Origin of the sequence: Novosphingobium sp. PhB55 (assembly GCF_004368805.1) — a bacterium.
Classification (GTDB): Bacteria; Pseudomonadota; Alphaproteobacteria; order Sphingomonadales; family Sphingomonadaceae; genus Novosphingobium.
The window spans coordinates 433866-458195 of sequence record NZ_SODQ01000007.1 but is presented as its reverse complement, the minus strand read 5'-3'; the positions used below and the strand labels follow the sequence as shown (position 1 = coordinate 458195).

Genomic DNA, 24330 nt, shown 5'->3' with positions numbered 1-24330 from the left:
CATCGAACGCATGTTCGGATACCTCAAGCATCAGCGCCGCATCGCTACCCGATATGACAAGACCGCGCTGTCATTCGCCAGCTTCCTCAATCTAGCTGCCATCCGCAGATGGATACCGAACTTTGTCAACAGAACCTAGCTGCCATCCGCAGATGGATACCGAACTTTGTCAACAGAACCTAGTTCGCAGCGGGCTTGATTAAGTGCAGCAAGTCTTCCGCGATCGTGGGCCACGGCTGCGCCAAATCGATCGTTGCGATAGTAATCAGGTGCCCTCGAATACGGTAAGTCTCTCGCAAGGCTGTCCCGTTCATCGGATATAGCAACATACCTTCACAATTAGCGAAAGCTGGGTCCGCTGCTGCGTTTTGGAGGTAAGCAAACAATTGGTATAAATTTCCTGAATGAAAGCTGTCACTTCCATAAAATACGCTTTGCAAAGCATTGCTATAGTATTTTGTATCTATTATTATACGTCTATTGTCGCATTTCAAATAAATGTCGGTCACCATTCTTGGTAATCGACCGGCTCCTGTCGTCGACACAGACTCTCCGTCCCAGCGAATGGCAAGCGGAAGAACGGCGAAATCGCTTTGCTCCGCCACGTAGAAGTTTCGAACGAATTGCTGGAACGTGAGGGCCATTTTCTTCTCGTCACGCAGCACGTCGGAGAATGCAAAACCGTTGCCATCGCTATCGGGCAATAAGCAGTCGAACGCGAGTTCAGCTACCTTCATGAGTAAATCGTAATAGGCGTTGTTCCGGTGGAGCTGAACGCGTGCAAACGCGGAACGCTCAAGCCAAATATCGGAAACCTCCGGCATTCGCTTTGCGGTATGCGTTAATTCTGCAGCCAACGCAGGTTGAATGTTTCTGGCACGCGCAAGCCGTCGCAGCGACGCCTTAATGATCTGATTATGGAGAAGATCGTGGCTGAGTTCGTCAAACTCACAAACTAAGCGGCGTACACTCCGTGAGTGCAGGCGCAGAGACGCGCCCAGTTCGATCCGCCCCCGTACTGTTGCAATTTCGTCACTGTAGTCGCGATAGTTGCGGTCGAGCCCACGACGAAGCAGCTTTCGAGTCCCCTGTAACAGGACGCGACCGAGAAGGTTGGGAAGATCCGGGCTTTGGCTAGCACCGACCGGAATCGACTGCGCTTCTTCGAACCGGTTCCAAGCATAGCAGAACAGGTAATAGATGTTCTCAATTGAGATCACGGACGCAATCTCAAAGCGGTGCCATCAGCTGGCTCGCCCACTGTTCGGCCTTTGCCGGAGCGTCGAACCAATATTCGCGGAGCAGAGGGGCAACTTCAGTTCGAATGATACGACTGTACCAGTCGGCCTCGTCCTCACTCGCATTCGGGCCGCTACAGAAGAAGCTATGGCCGATAGCGAAGCCGGGCCCGAGGTTTGTGACATCCTCCACGATCTCAGCATTCAGGACGCCAATCCGGTCGATAACAGTCGTAATAAGGCTGTCCGACACGTTAGCGGTTTTGAGTTGGTCGCGAAATTTTGGCGACGCGAGATTGGCTCGCACGTCTACAAAGCCAAAGCGCCGGCGCAGGGCATAATCTACCACTGCGAGCGAACGATCGGCGGTGTTCATCAGCCCGAGTAGATAGACGTTGCTGGGCACGAAAAAGGGGGCTCGCCCTGATGCGAGAGGCATGGCCCATTCGGCATCGCGCTTGTCAGGTTCGATCAGCACCATGAGCTCGCCGAGGATCTTGCTTAGATTGCCGCGGTTGATTTCATCGATGATGAACACGTAGGTCCGCTCCGGATCGCTCTCGGCCTCTCGGCAGAATTCGACGAACTTTCCGGGTTTCAGCGCAAAGCCTGTCTCAGTCGGCCGGAAGCCTTCGACAAAATCCTCATAGGAATAGGACTGATGGAACTGCACGAACCGCAATCGATCGCGATCTTTGAAGCCCATCAATGCGAACGCCAATCGCTGCGCGGCGTAGGACTTCCCAACGCCGGGCGGGCCTTGCAAAATGATGTTCTTCTTCGCGCGCCACAGCAGCATGATGTCCTCAGCATCGCTTTTGGACAAGAAGAGCGTCTCCAGCGCATCATCGAGCGAGTAGGGCGGCAGCTGGCTCGTTTCTTCGCCTGTGGCCTGTTCTCTGACGTGCGGTAGATTTTTGCCGGCGAAGCTTTGATATGCGCGATTGAGGATGGAGAGCAGGCTGGGCGTTGCCTCTGTGAGATAACTCCCTTGATTCAGTTCGAGTTTGCGGTTGAAGAAGAGCCCGCGCGCGCCGCTATCTACCAGCTCCCTCAATTCTGTGCTGAAGGGCTCGGTTTCTAAAAATTCCGACCGTGGCAGTGGCGGATCAAGCTTGGCGTGGTCCTCGAGCGCAATCCGATATCCCGGCTGATCCGCCCATTCAGTACCCACTACACCGGTGAAGCTGTCATCAGCCGGAGCTGCGACTACCGAGACCTCCGTTATCGCCTTGTTGTCTGTGAGGTGGAACACAACATCGCCCTCACTTGCTTGGGTCATTGATCCATAAATTTGGCGGCCGTCTTTGGAGGTTTGCGGTGACCACAGCGCCCTCCCTAAAGCATGGTCGCCTTCCAACCGATCCGCACGGCCGGCGACCAAGGTCTTCTCAATCCAGTAGCGCGGGCCACCTTCTGCTCCGGCGCCATCGATTCTAGATTGCTCGGACCTCGCGGTATCCGCTGTATGGTCATAGAAGGGCCAGAAGCCTTCCCGTGGTGGCATTGGAGGTAGCCAATTGGAGATCTCGTTACGCTTTTCGTTGAGCAGTTTGGTAAAAGCCGCCTTGCCTGCTTCATCACACTCGAACGAGCCTTGCAGTCCAAGTTCGCCGGAAGAATGAGAAAAGCGAATACGTGCTGGTGCCGCATCAAAACTTGCTAGAGTAGCTTTAGCGCGGTTTGCGTCACTGGCTCGCCGGCCAAATCGGATCTGCGGGATGTTGGTGCGATACCAATCGAGGCCCAGCTCGTGAACTGCGCGAGCCATTGCGCAAAAGTTGAACGTTTGTTCATCGGTCCATTTGGTACGCCGGCTCCTGAAATATTCGCAGCTGTCGAACAGGAGCAGAAGCTGGTCGTCAGTCATCGCAGAGGTACCAAGCTCGTAGGTGAACGTCGTCGTGCTGCTTGCCATTGGGCCCTCCATTTTTGGGGGAGGGACGCTTGCCATTTCCTGGAACATACGGCCGCCAAGTGCCTGGCAAACATTCGCATGAGCAGCGCTAAGGCCGAGGCGATCATGGACATCGCGCGCAACGATCGTAACGGAACTCTGGCCCGCTGCACGAGCCGGAGCTACAAAATCGTTTAGCGCAAGCTTGCGAATGCGATCTGCGTCGGCTTCCAACTCTTAATCTCCTGACAAAATCAGATATATATCAGCGGATTAATAGTGCCGACGCAAGCTGTGAAGCGAATGTCTTTCGTCAGTCTCAAAACACTAATCGCGAAGCCAAGGCATCCGACCACAACATGCACCATTCTCGGTCAATTACCTGCTCGAGCGAGCCTGGCAGCAGGTGCTCGCTAAGGGTAGTGATCGAGTGTAAGGAAGGGAGGGCTTGGAACTTTGCTCCCATTGGTGCGGCATGCGCGATCTGACCGTTGTTGACGGGAGCCGACCGCATGCGAGCGGCACCTTTTCCTGCAGGCCTGTTCTAAACAGGACATTCGCCTATCGGCCAGTCTTGGGCATCCAGGATAGGATAGCTGCCGGTCCGCCCCCGGGGATGCTAAATTGGGTGCTGGACGACCGGGAAGGGTCGTCTGCCGGAGGGGAGATTCCGAGGTCGGCGATCAAGAAAAGCCGGGTCAGCACCGGCTTCTAAATTCTGACAATCATCGCATTAGCAGCAGGGCAGAGAGATGGAACCCTTTCGCGTCATCGACCTGGATCGAATGGTAGGGCCAGAAGTCGCGAAGGACTTCCGCATCAGGATGCTTGTGTCCCTTGGCCGGATCGGATGAAAAGATGCTCGCCACCGGCCGGAGGCGGGCTGCCATACCGACTTCGCTGTTGCCCGCCGCGCCATGATGCATGATCTGGACGATGCCCGCTTTCTCCAGGCGCTTTCCCTTGCGATAGAAATCACGAAAGCGCGCCCAATAATCTTGTTTCAAGGTGCCGTCGCCGGTGTGAACCTGAGCGAAGCGTACGAATGCCTCAGGCAGGCGAACGGGATGGGATGCTGCCAGTCCGGCCAGACTGAAACGCCTTCCAATGGGCCCGGAATAAAGGAAAAGCGAAATAAGGTTCCTATGCTTCGAGTTTTTGAACTTCGCTTCATAGAGACGCTTCAATTCATCGAGTCGCTCGTCGCGCTCGGTTTCCTCGTTCTTCAGTCGCTTCGCCAATGCACGGGCATCGGCAACGAAAACGGCATCCGCACGAGCGGCCATGGTCACATCATTGTAGGGTACAAACTCCCAGAAGCCTGGCGACAGAAGGCGTCCGCCCGGCGCTAAGAATTTTGCCTCGCTGGATCCTTGATGGTCAAGTACCGGGTCATCGCTAGCTTCGGCGGGCGGGTCTGCGCGCTCGGCCTTGAGTGGTCCTTCTACCGGGCCGCCAAGCCCCTCCATGACCGTCGGCTCAATCGGTCCTTCAGAGTCATCCGGAGCATCTGGTGCATCATCCGGACCGCTCGGGGGCACCAACAGGATTTCACCGATTTCCCCACCCAAACCCCGCAGATAGCCGACCGGATCTAGAAAAAAACCGAAGGCAGGGTCGTCGGCAATAACACCCTGCTCGATCGCAAGAACCAGCCGTTGCCATAAAGGCAAGTATGGCAAGAGCAGTGTCTCGATGCGGCAGGTCTGGATCAGTGTCGTGAAACCGCTGATATGGTCTTTGTCGAAATGCGAAAGGACGGCGAGCTTGATGGCAGATGCGCCGGCACGCTTGCGCGCCGTCTGATCGCGAGTGATCGCTTTCTTGATCAGTTTCTGTTGCGACACGGTGCCGCAATCATAAACCCAGCTAACCGCTACGCCATTGCGGCCCTGAATGATGCCCGAGGCGAAAAGCCCCTGGCCGACCGGCCACCAATCGAGCCGCAACGTACCAACCTGCCGATCGCCTACCACGTCATCATCTTCCGCATCCACGCTCACTCCGGGGCTAGTCACATATGAATTCGGGTCCACTGCCCCGCCGCCCACCCACGCCGCCATGAAGGCGGTCACCTCTTCTGGCATTGCCGGTGGTAGGGTCGGGAACAGCCAGCCGTTTCGGATTTCCGCAATCCTTGCATGGTTCAGATCACGGCCGGGCCGGGTAAAATACGCGAGGATGGATTGATCGGTCGGCTGCGGCTCTAGCATCAGCATGCCCTTGATCAAACGACGCTCAACAACGCTAAGGCTATGGGCGGACGCCATGACGCTTCCTAACAGACAGACACGCAAACGGGACTAGTACGGACCAACAGAAGCTGCTTTTGCTACCCATCTTTGGTTTCCGAACCGTTGAGGTGATGGCGTTCCGCTATCTGGCAGGCTCTACTGTAAAAAAATACATCACTCATCGCCCGGGCCATATCGCGGCCGGAGAGCAATTTGGGATCGCCAGATTAAGTGCCGTGTCCGAATATGGCGCGCAGCGGGATGATCGTTTCGCGCTGATGGAGCGGCGGGATTTGGCGGGAACGTCAACTATCTGCGAATCACGGGCATTCAAGATGGATAAGCGGACCGGCCGCACCGGGAGTTGAAAAATTGGAGGCCTAATGACCGATTAGGGTCGACCACGGAAGAGGCTGCTACGCGCCCATGGCGGTCGTTCCGGGCCTGATTTGACGTGACAGGGAGCCGACCTTCCGGTTTCCCTTGCCGCCCAGGGCCACCAACGGAGCGGAGGGGCGCTGAGAGACCGTCCAGTTTTGGGCAATCGCGTCGAGACAGCCGTCATTCCGATCACCTACGCGGGTAAATGTTCGATCCACAGTGCTCCGCTATTTGCCTTGAGTTCTTCGTCCCGGGTATGGCTTTTAGCTGATCGCCGATGCAAAAAGCCGCTCAAAGGAGTCGGGGCATTCATGCGTCTAAGTTGGAATGAAATTCGGGCCAGAGCTGCGACATTTGCGGCGGATTGGGCAGGCCAGGGCTATGAAAAGGGCGATACTCAGACCTTCTACAACGAGTTTTTTGAAATATTTGGCGTCCGCCGCCGGTCAGTTGCTCGCTTTGAGAATCACGTCAAAAAGCTTGATAACAAGTCCGGGTTTATCGATCTGTTCTGGCCGGGCGTGTTGCTCGTCGAGCAGAAAAGCGCCGGTCGCGATCTCGTCGCGGCCTACGATCAGGCCGGGGCATACTTCGACTCCCTGAAAGAGGTTGATCGTCCCCGCTATATCCTGCTCAGCGATTTCCAGTCCTTCGAGCTGCATGACCTCGATGAGCGCGAGCACATCTCGTTCAAGCTGGCCGATCTTCCTGCCAACATCGACAAATTCGGCTTCATCCTCGGTGTGCAAAAGCGCACGTTTCAGGACCAAGACCCTGTCAACGTTAAGGCCGCAGAGCTTGTCGGGAAGCTCCATGATGCTTTGGAAGACTCAGGTTATACCGGCCACGACCTCGAACGGTTCCTCGTCCGCTTGGTGTTCTGCCTGTTTGCCGATGACACCGGCGTTTTCGAGCCTCGCGGAATATTTCTCGAATTTTTGGAAACCCGGACAAATGAAGACGGGTCTGATCTAGGGGGTTGGCTGACAAAGCTGTTCGAGGTTCTCGACACTGCTGAAGATAAGCGCAGCAAAAATATTGATGAGGACTTGGCGCAGTTCCCCTATGTAAACGGCGACCTGTTCAAAACATCAACGCGCATCCCGGACTTCAACCGCTCAATGCGAGAAGCCCTGATAGAAGTGTCTGCCTTCGACTGGTCCCCTATTTCGCCCGCCATCTTCGGATCGCTGTTCCAGTCCGTGATGGACCGAGCAGAAAGGCGACGGCAGGGTGCGCATTACACGACCGAGAAGAACATCCTCAAAGTCATTGGGCCACTTTTCCTCGACGAGCTGCGGGCCGAATTTGACCGGCTAAAGGCCCTGCGCATCGCCAAAATCGCAAGGCTTACTGAATTTCAGGAAAAGCTTAGCAAGCTGCGGTTTCTTGATCCCGCTTGCGGTTGCGGTAACTTCCTCGTCTTCGCCTGCTCGAACTCGACGTCCTGACCGAGATATTTGCGGGTAAAGACCAGCTCATCCTGGACGTCTCTGCTCTCTCAAGGGTTGACGTCGATCAGTTTGCGGGCATCGAGATCGGCGAGTTTGCGTCGCGCATCGGGGAAACGGCGATGTGGATGATGGATCACATCATGAATTCGCGGCTCTCGCTCGCATTCGGCAAGAGCTACGTCCGCATCCCGCTTAGGAAGTCGCCCGTGATCCGGCATGACGATGCTCTGGATGTGGCGTGGGAAAGCGTTCTGCCGCCTGAGGAATGCACGCACGTCCTCGGAAATCCGCCCTTCATCGGACATGCATTGCGCGACGATGATCAGAAAGCGGGTATGCACCGCGTCTGGGGCCGCGACGGTCAAGTCAATCGGCTCGACTATGTTACCTGTTGGTTTAAGCTCGCGACTGACTACGCGCAGAAGAATCACGTAATCAAAATCGCCTTCGTATCGACGAATTCGATATGTCAGGGCGAGCAGGCTTCGATCCTGTGGCCCCAGCTTTTCCGGTCGGGGGCACGGATTTTCTTCGCTCACCGCACGTTCGAATGGCTTAGCGAGGCGCGAGGCAAAGCAGCGGTTCACGTCATCATAGTCGGGCTCGATTTTGATCGCGACGGACCAAGGCAGATATACGACTACGACAATGTGAAGGGCGATCCTCACATGTCGATCGTTCCGCAGATCAACAGCTACCTAATTTCCTGCCCGCAAATATTCATCGCCGCACGGAGCCGTCCGCCTGCCGGGATGCCCAAGCTATTCCAAGGCAGCAAGCCTGCGGACGGCGCACGAGTTAAAGGGCCGAATGGCAAATTCGTTACAACGAGCAACCTGATCCTCAATGAGGAAGACCGGAAAGCAGCCCTCGCCCGCGAGCCAGGCATTGCAAAATGGCTTCGCCCGTATGTCGGCGGACAGGAGCTTATTTCCGGTGAGTGGCGATGGTGTCTTTGGCTCAAAAACGCCACTCCGGCGGACCTGAAATCCTCGCCCGAGATTCAAGAACGCCTCGCCCGCGTCAAGAACGGGCGGCTGAAGAGCCCAACGGCCAGCGTTCGGGAATTTGCGGCAACGCCTTGGGTTTTCACGCAGGACCGACAGCCGTCATCGTCCTATCTGGCGGTCCCCGAGGTGTCGTCAGAGACTCGAGAATACATCCCCATCTGCGTTCTCGACGAGAATGTTATCGGCAGCAACAAGCTCCTGATTCTGCCTAAACCTGATCTCTGGATCATGGCGGTGCTGACATCGGCCATGCATATGGGCTGGATGCGGACGGTCGCAGGCAGGCTAGAGAGTCGCTACAGCTATGCGCCAAACGTCTATAATTCTTTCCCGTGGCCCGTCGTCGATGATGCTAACAAGGCAAAGCTAGAAGCCTCAGCGAAGACGATCGCGGCTGCGCGGCAAGCATGCGCCCCCGCGCCGTTGGAGGACCTGTATGATGCCGGGGGCATGCCGGTGGACCTGCGCAAAGCGCACAAAGCAAATGACCGACTGGTAGACAGGCTCTATCGAAAAGAGAATTTCGCCACCGAGCGCGAAAGGGTGGAGCATCTGTTCAACCTGTTCCAGACGCGATCTGCGCCGCTCGTGGCTGCCGGTGGAAAACAGAAGAGGAAGTCCCGCAAGAAATCTTGAGCGGGACCTCCGTATGCCAACCGAAAGCGAGACTCGACGGAATAAGCGCGCGTGCCGGCGTGCGAGCGGCAGCAATCACAATTCTGCGCTCTTAACCCGACATTCGCCTATCGGCCAGTGTTGGGCGCTGAAATTGGGAAAGCTGCCGGTCTGCACCTCGCGATTGAAAGTCGACGGCCGAGCAACCGACTAGGGTCGGGTTTCGCTGATTGCGAACGCCGCATCGTGGGACTTAGCGGACATGAAAATGAGATACCTCAAAGGTCAGCTTCTAGCCTAAAAGGCGACATTAGTCGGCTCGGCCTGCCATGTGCCTTGATTGCGGGTACGTCGCGCACAACCAAAAATGCCGGTCACCAAGCGGTATTGGTTGCTTTGATCGCGCAGTCTTCACCCGCCACGCTAAGGCCGTTTCCGGCGATTGGAATTCGCACGCTTCACGTCGACGGCGTGGACGAACTGGCAGGACCGGCCGGAAGACCCGGTCCTGCCCCCTCGTCAATCGTAGAGCCGGCCCGCGCCTTCGGCGCTGTCATGCTCGGGATCGGCGAAAATGTAGCCACCAGGCGATTTTACGATCTTGCGGGGGTCGTAGGTCCCCTCTAGCTTGTCGATCACGTGGCGGGCGATCTTGCGCACTCCGCGATGGTCCTCCTTTGCCGATCGACGAATGGCCGGCAGAATTGGACGCGCTTTCTCGCCGCAGTATTCGATCGCCGCGAGTGCCTGAAGGCGCAGCGGGCCATCGTCTTCGACATCGATGATTGTTCCCAGCGTCACGAGCGCATCGTGATCGTTCGATTGGCGGACAAGAGCCTCGCAAAGAACAATGCGGGTGGCCACGGATGGATCGCCCAGCATCGCCGCCTTGATGGCTGCCATGTGTGGCTGCGCATGCTCGCCGGCGATCAGCAAACCCATTGCTGCCCAATATCGGATGATCTCGTTTTCGTGGCGAAGCCCATTGAGGAATGGCGTCAAATCGGAACTGCGCGATGCGGCCAAGGCTGCCATCCGCATCGCTTCCCTAATCGGATAAGCCCCCGGAGCCCGGCTGTTTACGTAACCCTCCGCGCTGCAAGCTTCAGGTATCAAGCCATTGTCGTTGATCGCCAGCATCTGCGCATCGAGTGCACTTCGAAGCTCCGCAAGCTTGGCGCGGTGCACAGGACCATCGGCAAGGTTCTCGACCATGTGCGGATCGGTCTGTACATCGTACAGTTCCTCATAGGGCTTTTCACCCCAAAAGCGGTCCTGAACGGCATTCAGCTTGCCTTCGAGGTGCATGGCTTCCCAGTCGCGATAGCCGGCGGCCTGCATCATGAATTCGACGTGCTGTCCCCACGGACGATGCGGATTGTAATTACGAATGTAACGGAAGCGCGTGTCGGTGACAGTGCGGGTTAGATCGTATCGCTCGTCCATGCGATCGCGTCCGCCGAAAGCATACTTCTGACGCTCGCCCCGGTGCGGACCAAAAAGAGCCAATCCATGCACATGGGCGGGTGGCGGGGTACCGACCATCGAGAGGACCGTCGGCATGAGATCGTTGAACGTCACCGGATCCGTGACCTTCGTACCGGGCTTCCAGGGCGAGAGGTGCTGCCACTTGGGAGGGACATAAACCACAAGCGCGCAGCGCAGGCCGAGATCATAACAGAAGCGCTTGCCTCGAGGGGTAATGCCGCCGTTATCTGAGTAGTAGAAGACGATGGTATCGTCTGCCAATCCAGCGTCCTCGATCTCTTTGAGGCGCGCTGCAAACTCGCCGTCCATCTTCTCCATAGCGTTATAGAAAGTCGTGAAATCACGGCGTACGCCCGGACTGTCGGGTAGATAGGGAGGGATTTTCTGGCCAACCATGTCCGACGTCACCTTGCCGTCGAGGGGCCGGAAAAGGCAGCTTTCGTGCGTCGTGAACGTATTGAATACCGAAAAGAATGGCTGGCCGGGGCGTCGCTTGTTCCAATGAGCCTGCTCGCTAGACTCGTCCCACATGTCCATCACGTAATCGAACTGCGAGTTGTAGTTCTTTTTCTGGTTGTTGGCTGTGTAGTATCCGAGATCCTTGAAATACTCCGGATAGCCGCGAACGGAGCGCGGCAGCACCTCGTCGGTCGAACCGAAGTCCTCCGCTGAACCGCATGCCGCCGGATTCATGCCGGTAAGGATGGAAAACCGCGACGGCCCGCAAACCGGCGAAACGCAATATGCCCTGTCGAACAAAACCCCCTTTCGTGCCAGCATGTCGATCGTCGGCGTTCTTGCCAAAGTATCGCCGTAAGCACCGATGATCGGAAAGTTATCCTCGCTGGTGAACCAGAGGAAATTGGGCATTTCTCCAGGCCCGGGCTTTGCCGCCTTTGCAGAAAGAGGACCTGCTGCAGCGGCGGCGGCGCCAAATGCGCCATTGCGAAGGATTGAGCGTCTGTCGAAAGTCATGTCGCGGCCTCTCTTACGGGCGTCTTGTAGTTGATCGGACGGTTGAGGATCTTCATTCGGTCAGGCGTTCGAGATGCTCGCATCCTTCCGGCACCGGATAGCGACCTAACGGCGGCTTTGGTGTCTGGGGGTCCGAAAGCGTCTTCTTGCCACGCTTCTCGACCACTCCCTGCGGCAGCCGGGCGCGGAGCTGCGCGACGATGCCTGCATATTTCGGATCCTGCGCAAGGTTGTGCTGTTCACGCGGGTCGCGCGCATGATCATAGAGTTCCCGGCCGCTGCGCCCGCCTTCCCACTCCGTGTAACGCCAACGATCAGTGCGGATCGAACGTCCTCCAAGGATTTGCGAGAACGCGGCGCCGTGCCAGTCTTCCCGCGCCGGATTTTGGAGCAGCGACACCAAACTACGACCCTCGTTGCTCGGGTTGGCCGGAAGTCCTGCGAGGCTGGCAATCGTGGGATAAAGGTCGAGCATCTCGACGGTCTGGGACGCGACGCCCCCCACATTGCCGCCAGGCGCGCGCACGATCATGGGCACTCGTGTCGCTTCTTCCCAGAGCAACGATTTCTGCCACTGGCCATGCTCTCCCAGCATGTATCCATGATCGCCAATCAGGACGACGACCGTGTTCCGGTCAAGACCCAGGCGCTTCAATTCTTGAAGTACGCGGCCGACTTGAGCATCCACGAAGCTCGTGCTCGCGTGGTAGGCCGCAACCATCTGACGTTGTTGATCCTCGGTCATTCCGAGGTTCATCATGTCGCTATTCGTTGCAATGGGCAGAACTCGGGAAAGCGTGTCAGGCGTTTCCTTCGCCAGCGTCATGGCTTTCGGCGGGTATTGTGCGAAGTACTTTGCAGGAGCGATTTCCGGGACGTGGGGACGGTAGAAGCCCACAGCCAGGAAAAACGGTCGGCTCTTGTTCGCCTGAAGCATCGCGATGGCTCCATCGGCAACCTTGCCATCTGTGAAATCGGTGTCCGGCGCGTTGTGGGCCAGCCATGAGTTGGCGCGCCCGAGCCCTGGTATGCCCGGTGTCAGATTGTGGACTTGCCCTTCAAGATCCTTGTCGACGCCGCGCGGATTTACCACCTGATCCCACGACTGCGCATCGTCATCACCAGAGGTGCCGATATCCTTCGGTACTCCCTGATGGAACACCTTACCGACTCGAGCGGTGAAGAAGCCATTCTGGCGGAAGTACTGCGGAAGGGTCACGACGTCTGGGAGCGTGCAGCGAAAACGCTCGAACGCTGCGCCCGGCCCGATTGTGTTGGGACGCAGGCCGGTCAGAAACGAAGCGCGCGTGGGACCGCAGATCGGAAACTGCGTGTAGGCAGGTTGGAACCTCACGCCCTCGCGGGCGAGGTGGTCAACATTGGGTGTGCTTACCGGGGCACCGTAAATGCCGAGATCGGTATTTTGGTCGTCCATGATGAGCAACAGTACGTTGCGGTGGGCTACCTGTTGCGACGCAGATGCCCTGGGAGGAGCCTGTGTGGTGAGAGGGGCTTGGGCGTCGGCAGGCCCAGCAAGCAGCGACACTGCAGCACCAAGCAATGTCGACTTCATCAGAGGCTTAGAGCGCAACCACGTCATAGACTTTCACCTTCAAAAACGGTCAAGATCACGAGCTGTGGTGACGCTCCCCGAAAAATGCGCTCGTACTCCAGCCTCGTATGCGTCGTTCGAAGGCTCACCATCAAAGCCGGGTACGAGATGGGTCAGGACAACGCTGCCCGCACCTGCACGGGCAGCCAGTTGGCCGACCTCGTCGGGGGTCAGGTGATCTTCCTCCATGTGCCGCATAAAGGCATCCGGATCGGCGATTAGGCCCTTGCCGCCCTCACGCCGCGCCGCAATCTTGCGCATGGCTATCGGGTCCATGACCTCGGATATGAGTACGTCAACGCCCATCGCCAGACGTTCGATAGCCGGACACGGCCCGGTATCGCCTGTGTAAGCATAGGAACGTTCGGCAGTTTCGATCCGGTATGCATAGGAGCGAGATTTCAATGACGCTTCTGAACCGGCAGGAAAATTGTAATGGCAATTGACGGCCGCGAGCACCTTCAGATTTGCATCGCGATAGACTTCCACAGGTTGCGGTGTATCGAGCGGCAAGTCGGTCGCCTGCACTATGGTAGAAAGCGGTGGTTGGCGACGGCCGTCCTGAACGACCGGGCTGAGTTCCGCAGGCCGGTTGGCTGACGCGATGCTGGCAACCATGGCGGATGTGCCTGGCGGTCCGATCAGGTCCATTCTGTCTCCCCGCCCGCTTATCCATCGGTGCATAAGCATCGGCGCCAGCCCAGCATCATGATCGACATGATGGTGCGAGATGAATGTCGCACGCACCTGTTCCAGCCCTATTCCAGCATTGGCGAGGCGGTGAACCACGCCCTCTCCCGCATCGAAGAGATAGGCGGTGCCGTTCACGATAAGGACATTGGCCGGTTCAGACCGCTGCATGCGAACGACAGGGCCGCCTCCTGTCCCAAGGGTAATCCAGACCGGCCGCTCGGACGCTTCTCCTGGAGACGATGCAGCTGCCGTCCCCATGGTGACCATAGGCAACGCAAGCGCCAATGCTGCGGCTGCAAGCTTTCCTCTCATTTTCAATCTCCGGCTTTGGCGTGATCGGAGGGAACACCCTCCGATCACGCTCATTTCAGAAGTCCATCGAAGCCTGGAGGCCGACCTGGCGAAGCCCGGCCAAGGTATTGAAAACGCCGTACACGTTGGCCGGCGCACGCGAGCCATCCTGATTGACCAGCGCGGAGAACTGCTGCGGCGCGGTGTGATTGAAAAGGTTCTGTACGTAGAGCGCCACGCGCCAGCGGTCGTCGACCTTCGCGCCAATTCGGGCGCCAACGGTCGCATATCCGCCGTAAACAAAATAACTGGACGCGCTGAGATCCGAGAGGCGCTCCTTGGTCTTGTACGACACATCGAAGCCGACGAAGCCATCGGCGCTATCCGTCAGAGCAAAGCTGTAGTCCGAATAGACCGACGCCGAAAATCTGGGGGCGTTGGCAAGCTGCATACCGCCCAGGTTCGATCCGTCCTGCGCCAAGAAACCGTCAGGATATTTGACGACATTGTAGATGAAGTTCGCGTTTATCCGCAGGTTATCCCCGATGCGGCCGAACAGGTCGCCTTCGATGCCCTTGGATATGACCTTGGGAATGTTGAAGGGCGTGCAGGTCGTGGCTTGGCTGACGTCGATTGCGCACTTCGAGCCCTGATAATCCTTCACGCGCGTATAGAATCCGCTGAGGTTCGCCAAAAGCCGACCACCCAACCAGGTCGACTTGACGCCGGCCTCGTAAGAGGTCGGAATTTCAGGCAAAACAATGGCGGGATTGTCATTGTTCTGAATGGGCGCAATCTGAGCGTTCTTGTATCCGCGCGAGACGGTCCCGTAGAGGAGCAGATCCCGATTTGGCTTGTACTCCACTCCGCTGCGCCAGGAGAAATCGGTGTCGGTGGACTTCAGAGAGGCGCTTCTCTCGGTTCCGCCAGCCGACAGATTGACCACCAGGCCACGATGGCTCACATCCGAATAGTTGAGGCGGCCACCGGCAAAAACGCTGAAGGCGCCCGCGTTGTACCGCGCCTCGCCAAATCCGGAAAAGTTCTCGGTGCGCCATTCCTGGAAATTGTTGAATGCGCCGGGGGTGATGTAGACATTGCACAACGCGCTGGTCGAGTCCGGAAAGCAGCTCGCGATCGGAAGCGATCCCTTCCGGGTGTAAATCTTGGTAGAGGCCCCAGCAGCTGGTCCGGCAATGCTGGAGACGTTGTTCCGATACCAGAACCCGCCTACCGTGAAGGAAAATGGCCGCTTCGCATCCGAAGACAAGCGCACTTCCTGCGTCAGCTGGTTATAGTCTGCAGAGACACCTGATTGCACGCTGGTGAGCGCGAGTGCCTCAGGAATGTTGTCGATGTCGTTGTTGGTTGTGCTGGTAAGTTTGCGCCACGCTGTAATAGACGTGAAAGTCAGTAGATCGTTGAGCGCGACATCGAACTGCCCCGAATACCCCTGGGTTTTGTACCGTTGCAGATCGACGGCATCGCTGCAAGTTTCGTAGTTGTTGATGCTCGGCTTGAGCCCGCAAGCTGTAACCCGGTCGTAGGAGCCTTGTCCGGCTCTCTGTTTCACGAACGCGCCCGGCACGTAATAGCCGGTAGACGCGTCATAGGTCAGCGGAACGTAACCCGTATCGCGCACCGTCAGGAAATAACCGTTACCCCGCGTCTCGTCATTGTACTCCGCCGAAAGGTTGAGCGTGAAATCCCCCGTTTCCAGCTTGTATCGCCCCCGGAAACCCCATTCCTTGCGGTAGTCGTCGTTGCCCTTGTAGATGTTTTCGGTGACCCCTTGTGTCCAAGCACCGTAACCGGTCACACGCAGCGCCGAATTGTCCGTCACCGGCAGATTCACGGCGCCACGCAGGACCTGCTTGCCGAAATTCGAACCGGCGAAATCATCCGCGGTGAGATCGACCGAGACGCGTCCTGAAAAGCGTGAGGGATCCGGCGCGACCGTCGTCATGTTGATGACGCCCGCCGAGACCGATTGACCGAACAACGTGCCCTGAGGACCACGCAGCACTTCCACCCGCGCGATGTCGGAGAGGTTGCGCACGTTTGTGAGACCCTGAACGACTCCGTCGACAACGATGCCCACGGAAGGTTCGGCCGCGCGCGAGCGCGAGAAGGTCCCAATGCCGCGAATATAGCCGCCGCCCCCGGACCCGCCAGGCTGCTCCGCCAGCTTAAGCGAAGATGCAGTTCGACCGAGGTCGCTGATTTCCTGAATGCCTTGAGCTTGAAGCTGGCTCGCTCCCACCACCGTAACCGGGATGGGCACATCCTGAACGCTCTCCGCCCGGCGCTGCGCGGTGACAAGGATGTCGGCGGACACCGGTTCCGAACCCGCCCGATCTCCCGCCGTCCCGTCATCCTGCGCGAAAGCGGCGGAGGAAAATGAGACAGCGCTGACCGAAAGCAACAATGCGCAATGAAATTTCATTCAAAATCCTCCCCAAGGTCGTTTATGTACGCCTCGTGGCGCATCAACGTGCCAACGGTTATCCGAATGCTAATTCTAGTTCTAGCATTTTCTTGCCTTAAGCCGGTTGATCCCTCATCTAAAGACCAACGTTGTCATTCGGACATGACCTAATTCAAGAGAATCGCGAGCGGCAAATTGCGGAGGAAATGCGGTGATAAGTGCCTAACAAGGCGCCCAAATCTAGCGAAATTCCGATGGTCGCAGGCGCGGAACTGAGGATTCGTGCAACGCGTCAGGAACGCAGCTTGCATACACGGCACCAAGCGTTGGCTGCGGTGGAGCAACTGCTGGGCTCCATCCCCCTACAGCAGCTCACGTTCGCCCAAGTCAGCGCTGCAAGTGGCATCTCGGTAGGCGCGATCACCTTCCGATTCGGAAACCGCGCGAACCTGATCGGATTTGCTCTGACGTCCCTAGAGGAAAAGACAACCCGCCAAATCGCGCGGATTTTCGATGCCATCAAGGAATGCGGACCGTTGGAAAAAGCCTTGGAGGGCGCGCTTGCAGATGTGAGCGCCGTATTTGCGAATTATCGCGTGCTTTTCAACGATGAGGCTTCTGCACACCTACGCGCTTCAGTTCTGGATGCCGCTGCGAAAGGGCTCGAGACACTTCTAGTCCAGCGCTGTCTCAGTCCGCCGAATTATCTCGGTCGGAGGTACATGAACCTCCTCTCCCATATCCTGATCGAAGCGCTTGCGGCTCGCCCTGATCGCAAAGATCTCTCCGACTTAGTCGCCATATGCTCACTCTGCCTGAGGAATAGTTCAGATGCTTGATAAAGAAGCTAGCCGCGCACCTGCGCGCCGTCGCCGCATAGCGTTCGCAGCCGTTTTCACATTGTTTGCAGGATTACCCTGTGCGGGCCAAGCAGCTCCGGCTTCCGGCGCGCAATGGGTGACGCTGGGCACCAGCGGCGGCCCGGCAATCCAGGCGGAACGCTCGCAAATTGCCAATGCATTGGTCGTCAACGGAGCAGTCTACCTGTTCGACGTGGGCGACGGGACCCAGAGGCAGATGGCGAAGGCTGGTATCCCCGAGAGCCAAATCCGTGCGATATTTATCAGCCACCACCATCCAGATCACAATGCCAGTCTCGGGTCGCTGATGATGACCCACTGGACATTTCACCCCGGAGACCTCCCCGTGATCGGCCCTGCGGGCACAATTCATCTTGTGGAAGGGCTGGCCGACGCAAACGCGCCGAGCGTGCTGGCAAGCTATCCTACGGCAGGGCCGGCCAAACCACCCCTGGCAGGCATGCTCAAGGCCCGTGATCTGCCTGAGCATCTTTCCCAACCGACCCTTGTGTTCGAAGACGCGAACATCAAAGTCTGGGCGATCGGCGTGGATCATTTTCAATCCCCACCTTCGATCACACTCGACCACATGCCGGACTGCGTCGCCTACCGGGTCGAGGCTGGCGGAAGAACGTTCGCGTTTACAGGCGACAGCGGCCCGTCGTCGCGGTTAGGTGTCTTGGCGAAAGGTGCTGACGTGCTTGTCAGCGAAATTGTAGAGCCGTTGGCCATCGCAGCTCGCATTCGAGCGAGCGCACCGGACACGCCTGCCCCCGTGCGCGAAGCCATTATTGCGGGCATGACCCGCAACCACCTGACACCGGAGGAAGTCGGCAAGTTGGCGGAAAGCGCGGGCGTCGGCGAAGTTGTTCTGACGCACTTCGTCCCCTCACCCGAGGAAGCTGCGGATCGCGGCGCCTACACCCGGCCAATCTCCGCGCGCTTCAAGGGTAGGGTGATAATGGCTGGCGATCTGGACCGGTTCTAAAAGACTTCAGTCGACGTCGGCGCAGAACTCTCGGATGCCCGTCGTCGATCCCCTCAGGCGCAGTTCCTGACGAAACACAATATCACGATCCTCGCGCGCGATTGCCGCTTCCACGGCAGCGCGCGCTATCTCCTTAATCGGTTGCCGAACAGTGCTGAGCGGAGGGAAGGTCATCCGACTTTCCGGTGAATCGTCAAATCCGGCAATCGCCACATCGCTGGGGACGGAGAAGCCCAGCTTTGACGCGACGGCCATTGCCGCCAACGCCATTCGGTCGTTGGCGGCAAAGATCGCAGATGGCCGCTCCGGCAGCGCAAAGATTTGCGTCGCTGCTTTGACGCCGGAGGCAAAATCGAAACCACCACGCATGAGCAAATTGCTGTCGTGTGGAATCCCGGCTTGAGCGAGTGCGTCGCGCCACCCTTCCACGCGCGCCTCAGCAGGCTTACTCGGGTTCGGTGGCCCGATCATCCCAATTCGACGATGTCCCCTGTCTATGAGGTGCTCGACCATGGAACGGGCTGCGTCGCGGTCCAGCATCCGAATCCGGCTGCCATAGCCGTCTGTCCCCGCACCAATGCGGACGGCGGGAATGCCTTCTTCCTCCAGAAACGCCAGAATCCGCGAGTCGTCCGGAAATGGCGGCACTAGGATCACGCTATCGGGCTTGGCCAGGAATTCGAGCCGCACCCCCTCGGGCGCCTGCCAGTCTTGCGGCTCAAGAACTTCCATCACGAGGTGGTAACCCGCCTCGCGACAGTGGGCAGCGATCTCGATCATCAAGCTCGTCACGAAACCCAGCGCCTGCCGCGGTACGACCAGCGCGATCAAGTAATTACGATGGCTTGCAAGCTGGCGTGCCGCGAGACTGGGCCTATAACCGAGCTGGTTGATCGCTGACTGCACCCTGTCGCGAAGTTCCGGCGCGACGCTGGCAACGCCGTTGATTACCCGAGAGACAGTTTTCGTGGAAACACCTGCCAGCCGTGCAACATCATCTGCAGTGCCCAATGGCTGCACTCCTTGCTTCTGACCAACGCGCATCATTCATCGTAGAGATTGGGTCCGAGGTCGCGGTCATCCGAAGTCGAACCGCGTATTATGAGATTGTGCCGGAACGCCATATCGGGCTCCTCCCCTAATATGGCCACCTGAACGATTGCGCGGGCAAAATCCTCAACGGCATAGTTGACTGACGTCAGCGGCGGATAAACGGCGCGGGCCACTGGCGTGTCCTCGAAACCTGCGACCGCGAGGTGGTCGGGCACGCGATAGCCCAACTTTTGTGCCATCGCCTGGACGCCTACTGCCAAAGTGTCACTTCCTGCGAAGACGGCGGTTGGCCGCGAACGCTCGGCCAGCATCGCCGCGAGGGCCTCCGCGCCGTCGCGCGAACTATAGCTTCGGGTGGCTACCCACGTCGCGTCAGGCTCGAAACCAGCTTCCAACATTGCTTGCCGATAACCGTTCAGGCGCTGGCGGGCCATTGGGTTTTCCAGCGGCATCCCTATGTAGCCGATCCGTCGGTGGCCCTGAGCCAGGAGGTGCTCGACCATCTGGCGCGCAATGACCTGATCGGAGGCATTTATTGCCCGGCCATAACCGTTCTCTTCCCCGGCGATCCGTACGACCGGTATTCCTAGTGCTTCAAATCTGCCAAGAACCTCGAGGTCGTTGCTGAAACGCGGCGCGGTGACGATAATGTCTGGGGCAAGTGGCATTTGCGCGAATGCCTGCAGCCTCGTTCCCTGATCGACAGCTTCGGTAACGAGTTGGTATCCGTGTTCCCGGAACGCCCAGGACAGCGCCACAATCAAGCGAGGCATGAAACCAACACCGGCGCGCGGAACCATCAATCCTATCAAAAAGGAACGTCCAGCTCTCAATTGCCTCGCCGCGACATTCGGACGATAGTCGAGCTGCGCTATCGCATCCTCAACCGTCATCCGGGATTTTGGCCGGACCCGGGCGTCGCGATTGATTACGCGCGACACGGTCTTGATTGAAACCCCTGCGAGGGCAGCCACATCCTTAATCGTCGTCACGCACTTAGCCTCCGGCGCCTAGCTACTAGAGGGGACACCGTAATAAAGCACTCATTTTGATTTTTTTCCCCGCAACGTCGAGCAGCCTTCATCCTTGCCCGCAGCGAAAAGTAGCAGCTCTCTCGCCCGTGATCATACGGTTGCTTTTCCAACAACCGGACTTTCAGGCCGTGACGTCGGAATGTCCGAGAGTGGTCGAAACTTGCTGCTCCCAAGTATGCCCCGCAAACAACGAATTTGTTCCTCAAGCCGAGCGATTCACAGTTCTCGTTCGAGTATGAGCGTTTTCATATGAAGCTCAATTCTCGCCGGAACATGCACGTGCGGGGAACTTGATGATGTTGTCCCGGTTTTCCACGTCCTGCTGGACGAGCCGCAAATCGCCTTGCCGTTCTTGGCTACGTGGCCGTCGCTCATGGACGTCGGAAATGTCATTCCGGTCCACGCCGGAAGAGGTTGGGCTCCCGTTCTCCGGCCGACCGCAATTATCGACATAGTTGCCCCAGTCCTGAAGCATCCGGCTTCTTTGAGTGAGATGCTGCGCGCTGTTGTAGGCGGCCCGAACGGTGTCATCCTCCGCGTGAGCCAGAGCCAACTCGATCCAGTCCGATCGATAGTTCTGGGATTCGTTCGCCCAGGTCGAGCCCAAGGCCCGGAAACCGTGGATGGTTTGCTTGCTGCGATATCCCATTCGATAGCACCCGTAGAGCATCGTGTTCTCGGACATTGCGATCCCGGCTCGGTCTCCAGGGAAGATGAACCCGCCAGGTGTCGCCTTCGCCAGCTCCTTTCGCCGCCTGAGGATCAGAACCGCCTGAGATGACAGGGGCACCAAATGCTCGCGCCTCTTCTTCATGCGCTCGGCGGGCACTCTCCACACCGGGTGCCTGCCATAGAGATCCTCGATCTCGCTCCAGACCGCAAAGCGAACTTCACCAGTGCGGGCCCAGGTCAGCAGGGTGAACATCATGGCGTCGCGGGTTCGATCACGCCTTCGGCTTCCATCTTCTCCGTCGTAGCCCGCGATGGCACGAACGAGGTCAGGCACTTCATGGAGCAGCACCCGCGCCATGTGCTTTACTCGCGGCCGGGGCTTGAGGGCACCTAGGAGGTGGACGGTCGGATTCTCGCGCGCCCAGCCGTTTGCGATCGCGAACCGATAGACTTGGCTCACGCACTGGTTGGCGCGCCGGCTGATATCGAGAGCCCCCCTCGCCTCAATCTTTCTGATCATGGCCAGAATCTCTGTCACGGCTACCTCGGTAAGGGGACGGTGTCCGATCACAGGAAAGACATCACTTTCCATCCGGCTCAGTACCCGTTTGGCATGAGCGGCATTTAAACTGTCCGAACGATTGGCGTGCCACGCGCGGGCCGCCTTCTCAAAGGTGCGTTCAGCAACCTCCTGCTCCTCGGCTTGCACCACCCCTGGATCCCGGCCCTCGGCAAGGCAGACCCTCGCATCGTCGCGCTTCGTCCGCGCCGCGGCGAGCGGAACGTCGGGATATTTCCCGAAGCTCAGGAGCTTCTCCTTGCCGCCGAATCGGTACTTCATGCGCCACAGCTTTGAGCCGTTTGGCTGCACGAACAGATGCAATCCGCCGCCGTCCGTCAGCTTGTACGCGCGGCTTCTAATGGCCGCATATTTAGCTTCGAGTTCCTTGAGAGCCATCTGGGGGTATCGCCTGTTGGGGGTGCCGGCCAAAAATACCCCCAATTCCACCCCCAATTCAAATCGACGTAGGCGGCCCCGCATGGACGCGAGCGGACGCCGGCGTACCAATGTGAACGCTATAAGTGGCTGATTTTATTTTGAAAAAAGACGTTTCCGGATGTCTGCAGACAAAGCTGGACTACCGCCCAAAAGCGGGATTGGTAGCGGAGGAGGGACTCGAACCCCCGACACGCGGATTATGATTCCGCTGCTCTAACCAGCTGAGCTACTCCGCCAAACCAGGGCCGCCGCGTGGGGGACCAGATCCGGTGCCTCGCATTGCTGCTGGGCAGGCCGCGTCCTCTAGGGGTAAGGTTTCCATCGGTCAACACCCAAAAATGCTTTTAGCCGCGAAAAGCTATCGAGCGGATCGGGCGCCACAATCCGTCCTCCCAGGCATGGAGGCCGAAGCCGCGGAAACGGAAGGTTACCGGGCGCAAGCGCGGCTCCAGATCGGCCTGGAGCGCGCGGGCGGCGGCTGGTTCCACCTTGTTCTGGATCGTTATGTGAAGCCGCAGGGGCCGACTGTCCTGATCGGTGAGCAGCCCGTACATGCGCTCTGCGATCTGGGCATGCAATTCGGCCATCTCAGGCGATTCGATGGCGATCGCCGTGCCGCCGCCCAGCTTCATCACGCCGGCGATCTGCGCTTGCGGTCTGCTTGCGCGGGCGAGCGTCCCTAGAACCTGCAGCAATTCGGCCTCCACGCGCGGCGGAAGGGCATGGAACAGAGTGACGTGGGCGCGAAGGCGGTTCCGTTCGGCAGGATAGTGCGCGCGGCGCAGGCCGTCCGCCCAGTCCAGAACATCGGCAGGCAGTTCCGCCGTGACGAGCAGCGGCGCATTCGGCTTGCGCTCCGGCGGCAGGATCTCACCCTCGCGGTTCATGCAGTCTGCTCCTTCATTGCCGCGCCCTCCCCCGCCGTAACGGTTGTCAGGGCCTTGGCGCCAAGGCAAAATCGCCCATTCACCGTCCTGCGCGAAAGGAAGCGGGCATGAGAAAGTTCCGGGTCATCGCCGTTCTCATACTCTTGTGGAATCTTCTGGGCGATGCCGCCTATCTCATGCAGGCGACCGCCAACCTCGACGAGATTGCGCTGCGCGATCCGGTGCAGGCGCAAGCCTTTCGCGCAATGCCCGGCTGGGTCTGGGCGGCTTACGCCGTTGCCGTGTCGAGCGGCACCATCGGCGCGATCGTCCTGCTGATGCGGCGCGGCTGGGCCTGGGCCCTGTTTGCGCTGTCGCTTGTCGCCGTGGTGATCCAGTTCGGCTGGACCTTCCTCGGCTTCCACCTGCTCGGTGCGAAGGGACCTTCCTCCGCCGTGTTTCCACTGCTGATCGTGGCGGTCGCCCTCGCTTCGACGGTCTACGCCCGCCGCAAGCGCGCGGACGGGACGCTGAAGTAGCGCCCGCGCCGTCAGATCTCGCCGCGCGCGCGGCGGATCGCGAACCACTTCTTCACGTTCTCGTTGTGCTCCGAAAGGGTCGCAGCGAAAACGTGCCCGCCGGTACCGTCCGCCACCATGTAGAGCGCGTCGGTCTTCGCCGGATTGAGCACGGCGGCAATCGATTCGCGGCCGGGATTGGTGATGGGATGCTTGGGCAGACCGGCCATCGTGTAGGTGTTGTAATCGTTGACGGCGCGGATTTCCGACTGGCGGATGCGGCGGCCTAGCGGCTTGCCCTTGGTGATCGGATAGATGATCGTCGGGTCGGCCTGGAGCGGCATGCCGATGCGCAGGCGGTTGGAGTAGAGCCCCGCCACCATGCCGCGTTCAGACGGCTTGCCGGTTTCCTTCTCAACGATGGAGGCTAGGATCAGCGCCTGTTCCGGCGTCTTGACGACCAGACCGGACGCGCGCTTGGCCCAAAGCTCTGCCAGGGTCTTCGTCATGGCCCCTTGCATGCGCCGCAGCAGGGCCGCGCGCGGTTCGCCATTTTCGTAGGCATAACTGTCGGGCAGGACGGACCCCTCTTTCGGCGTCGAAACGTCGCCACTGAGGTGCTCCTGCGCGTTCAGGCGCTCGTAGACCATGATCGAGGGCATGCCCTCGGGCACCATCACGAAGCGGCGGACCATGTCGTCGCTGGAGATGATCGCCAGCACGCGCGAAGCACTGGCATGGGCGGGAATGGCGAATTCGCCCGCCTTGATGCCGCTGCCGCCGCCGAAGACGCGGGCACGCAGCGTGAAGCCGCGCGCGCTGCGGATCACGCCCTGCTTTTCCATCCGTTCCGCCACGGCCGAGAGGCTGGCCCCGGCCGGAACGAGGAAATGCTGGTCCTTCTTGAGCGGTCCGGATCCGTACCAGCCTCCCACGAAGGACCACAGGGCAATCGCCGCCACCAGGCCGATGGCCGCGACGAGTATCCAGTTGCGCCGCGACATCATCGCCTTCAGTCCTTCT

The 24330-nt window shown here is 58.7% G+C and carries 18 protein-coding genes, 1 tRNA gene and 1 pseudogene; 7 read left to right on the top strand and 13 right to left on the bottom strand.

Annotated elements, in window-relative coordinates; all coding sequences use genetic code 11:
* Window positions 1-139, top strand: a 139-nt coding sequence (locus EDF57_RS19660; protein ID WP_166675324.1) for a transposase, incomplete at its 5' end; no start/stop codon positions are given.
* Between the two features lie 40 nt (window positions 140-179).
* Here EDF57_RS19660 and EDF57_RS19655 read toward each other — a convergent pair.
* The 3 genes from EDF57_RS19655 to EDF57_RS19645 form a co-directional block, all read right to left on the bottom strand.
* Complete coding sequence (locus EDF57_RS19655; protein WP_166675323.1) at window positions 180-1220, bottom strand: hypothetical protein; 1041 nt, start codon at window positions 1218-1220, stop codon at window positions 180-182.
* 10 nt (window positions 1221-1230) lie between these two features.
* Entirely contained in the window at window positions 1231-3369 is a 2139-nt protein-coding gene (locus EDF57_RS25595) for an AAA family ATPase (RefSeq protein WP_166675322.1), read from the bottom strand.
* 491 nt (window positions 3370-3860) lie between these two features.
* The gene (locus tag EDF57_RS19645) at window positions 3861-5366 is read right to left on the bottom strand and encodes a hypothetical protein (RefSeq protein WP_134095427.1); all 1506 of its coding nucleotides are present in this window, start codon (window positions 5364-5366) and stop codon (window positions 3861-3863) included.
* Window positions 5367-5500: 134 nt separating this feature from the next.
* Here EDF57_RS19645 and EDF57_RS19640 point away from each other — a divergent pair, with 134 nt between their 5' ends.
* From EDF57_RS19640 to EDF57_RS26295, 3 genes and pseudogenes are all read left to right on the top strand, one after another.
* Entirely contained in the window at window positions 5501-5737 is a 237-nt protein-coding gene (locus EDF57_RS19640) for a hypothetical protein (protein ID WP_134095426.1), read from the top strand.
* A 324-nt stretch (window positions 5738-6061) separates the two neighbouring features.
* Window positions 6062-7782 (top strand): annotated as a pseudogene (locus EDF57_RS25840) (type IIL restriction-modification enzyme MmeI); the annotation flags it as partial.
* Window positions 7783-7872: 90 nt separating this feature from the next.
* The gene (locus EDF57_RS26295; protein WP_347876957.1) at window positions 7873-8850 is read left to right on the top strand and encodes a type IIL restriction-modification enzyme MmeI; all 978 of its coding nucleotides are present in this window, start codon (window positions 7873-7875) and stop codon (window positions 8848-8850) included.
* Between the two features lie 498 nt (window positions 8851-9348).
* Here the strand turns inward: EDF57_RS26295 and EDF57_RS19630 are convergent, their stop codons facing one another.
* The 4 genes from EDF57_RS19630 to EDF57_RS19615 all read right to left on the bottom strand — a co-directional run bounded on the left by EDF57_RS19630 (window position 9349) and on the right by EDF57_RS19615 (window position 16334).
* A complete protein-coding gene (locus EDF57_RS19630; RefSeq protein ID WP_134095425.1) occupies window positions 9349-11292 on the bottom strand; it encodes a sulfatase-like hydrolase/transferase in 1944 nt (647 codons plus the stop codon).
* A gap of 52 nt (window positions 11293-11344) precedes the next feature.
* Window positions 11345-12838, bottom strand: a complete 1494-nt coding sequence (locus EDF57_RS19625) for a sulfatase (protein ID WP_279587449.1) — start codon at window positions 12836-12838, stop codon at window positions 11345-11347.
* 66 nt (window positions 12839-12904) lie between these two features.
* Window positions 12905-13765 carry an MBL fold metallo-hydrolase gene (locus EDF57_RS19620; RefSeq protein WP_166675321.1) on the bottom strand — a complete coding sequence of 287 codons (861 nt, stop codon included), beginning with the start codon at window positions 13763-13765 and terminating at the stop codon, window positions 12905-12907.
* Between the two features lie 199 nt (window positions 13766-13964).
* On the bottom strand, window positions 13965-16334 hold the full coding sequence (locus EDF57_RS19615; protein ID WP_134095422.1) for a TonB-dependent receptor: 2370 nt from the start codon (window positions 16332-16334) through the stop codon (window positions 13965-13967).
* Window positions 16335-16534: 200 nt separating this feature from the next.
* Between EDF57_RS19615 and EDF57_RS19610 the strand changes: the two genes are divergently transcribed.
* Together EDF57_RS19610 and EDF57_RS19605 are read left to right on the top strand one after the other, a co-directional pair.
* Window positions 16535-17155, top strand: coding sequence for a hypothetical protein (locus tag EDF57_RS19610; RefSeq protein ID WP_134095421.1), 621 nt, complete (start codon window positions 16535-16537; stop codon window positions 17153-17155).
* Window positions 17148-18164: an MBL fold metallo-hydrolase gene (locus EDF57_RS19605; RefSeq protein WP_134095420.1), complete on the top strand. Its 1017-nt coding sequence runs from the start codon at window positions 17148-17150 to the stop codon at window positions 18162-18164. Before EDF57_RS19610 ends, EDF57_RS19605 begins: the two co-directional genes overlap by 8 nt.
* Window positions 18165-18170: 6 nt before the next feature.
* On the opposite strand, the gene EDF57_RS19600 is transcribed toward EDF57_RS19605, so the two are convergent.
* The 5 genes from EDF57_RS19600 to EDF57_RS19580 form a co-directional block, all read right to left on the bottom strand.
* A complete protein-coding gene (locus EDF57_RS19600) occupies window positions 18171-19175 on the bottom strand; it encodes a LacI family DNA-binding transcriptional regulator (RefSeq protein ID WP_166675320.1) in 1005 nt (334 codons plus the stop codon).
* Between the two features lie 32 nt (window positions 19176-19207).
* Window positions 19208-20209, bottom strand: a complete 1002-nt coding sequence (locus EDF57_RS19595; RefSeq protein ID WP_134095418.1) for a LacI family DNA-binding transcriptional regulator — start codon at window positions 20207-20209, stop codon at window positions 19208-19210.
* Window positions 20210-20507: 298 nt separating this feature from the next.
* Complete coding sequence (locus tag EDF57_RS19590) at window positions 20508-21881, bottom strand: integrase arm-type DNA-binding domain-containing protein (protein ID WP_134095417.1); 1374 nt, start codon at window positions 21879-21881, stop codon at window positions 20508-20510.
* A 201-nt stretch (window positions 21882-22082) separates the two neighbouring features.
* Window positions 22083-22159 (bottom strand) — tRNA-Met (locus EDF57_RS19585).
* A 108-nt stretch (window positions 22160-22267) separates the two neighbouring features.
* Complete coding sequence (locus EDF57_RS19580) at window positions 22268-22810, bottom strand: 2'-5' RNA ligase family protein (RefSeq protein WP_134095416.1); 543 nt, start codon at window positions 22808-22810, stop codon at window positions 22268-22270.
* Between the two features lie 107 nt (window positions 22811-22917).
* Here EDF57_RS19580 and EDF57_RS19575 point away from each other — a divergent pair, with 107 nt between their 5' ends.
* A complete protein-coding gene (locus EDF57_RS19575; RefSeq protein ID WP_132263548.1) occupies window positions 22918-23328 on the top strand; it encodes a sugar transporter in 411 nt (136 codons plus the stop codon).
* 11 nt (window positions 23329-23339) lie between these two features.
* Here EDF57_RS19575 and mltG read toward each other — a convergent pair whose 3' ends face one another.
* Window positions 23340-24314, bottom strand: coding sequence for an endolytic transglycosylase MltG (mltG, locus tag EDF57_RS19570; RefSeq protein ID WP_134095415.1), 975 nt, complete (start codon window positions 24312-24314; stop codon window positions 23340-23342).
* Between the last annotated feature and the right edge of the window lie 16 nt (window positions 24315-24330).

Bases quoted from the DNA above. Each gene is read 5' to 3' on its own strand.
- EDF57_RS19580 (WP_134095416.1), bottom strand. From the start codon at position 22,810: ATGAACCGCGAGGGTGAGATCCTGCCGCCGGAGCGCAAGCCGAATGCG.
- EDF57_RS19605 (WP_134095420.1), top strand. From the start codon at position 17,148: ATGCTTGATAAAGAAGCTAGCCGCGCACCTGCGCGCCGTCGCCGCATA.
- EDF57_RS19590 (WP_134095417.1), bottom strand. From the start codon at position 21,881: ATGGCTCTCAAGGAACTCGAAGCTAAATATGCGGCCATTAGAAGCCGC.
- EDF57_RS26295 (WP_347876957.1), top strand. From the start codon at position 7,873: ATGTCGATCGTTCCGCAGATCAACAGCTACCTAATTTCCTGCCCGCAA.
- EDF57_RS19640 (WP_134095426.1), top strand. From the start codon at position 5,501: ATGGCGTTCCGCTATCTGGCAGGCTCTACTGTAAAAAAATACATCACT.
- EDF57_RS19620 (WP_166675321.1), bottom strand. From the start codon at position 13,765: ATGCAGCGGTCTGAACCGGCCAATGTCCTTATCGTGAACGGCACCGCC.
- mltG (WP_134095415.1), bottom strand. From the start codon at position 24,314: ATGATGTCGCGGCGCAACTGGATACTCGTCGCGGCCATCGGCCTGGTG.
- EDF57_RS19630 (WP_134095425.1), bottom strand. From the start codon at position 11,292: ATGACTTTCGACAGACGCTCAATCCTTCGCAATGGCGCATTTGGCGCC.
- EDF57_RS19575 (WP_132263548.1), top strand. From the start codon at position 22,918: ATGAGAAAGTTCCGGGTCATCGCCGTTCTCATACTCTTGTGGAATCTT.
- EDF57_RS19615 (WP_134095422.1), bottom strand. From the start codon at position 16,334: ATGAAATTTCATTGCGCATTGTTGCTTTCGGTCAGCGCTGTCTCATTT.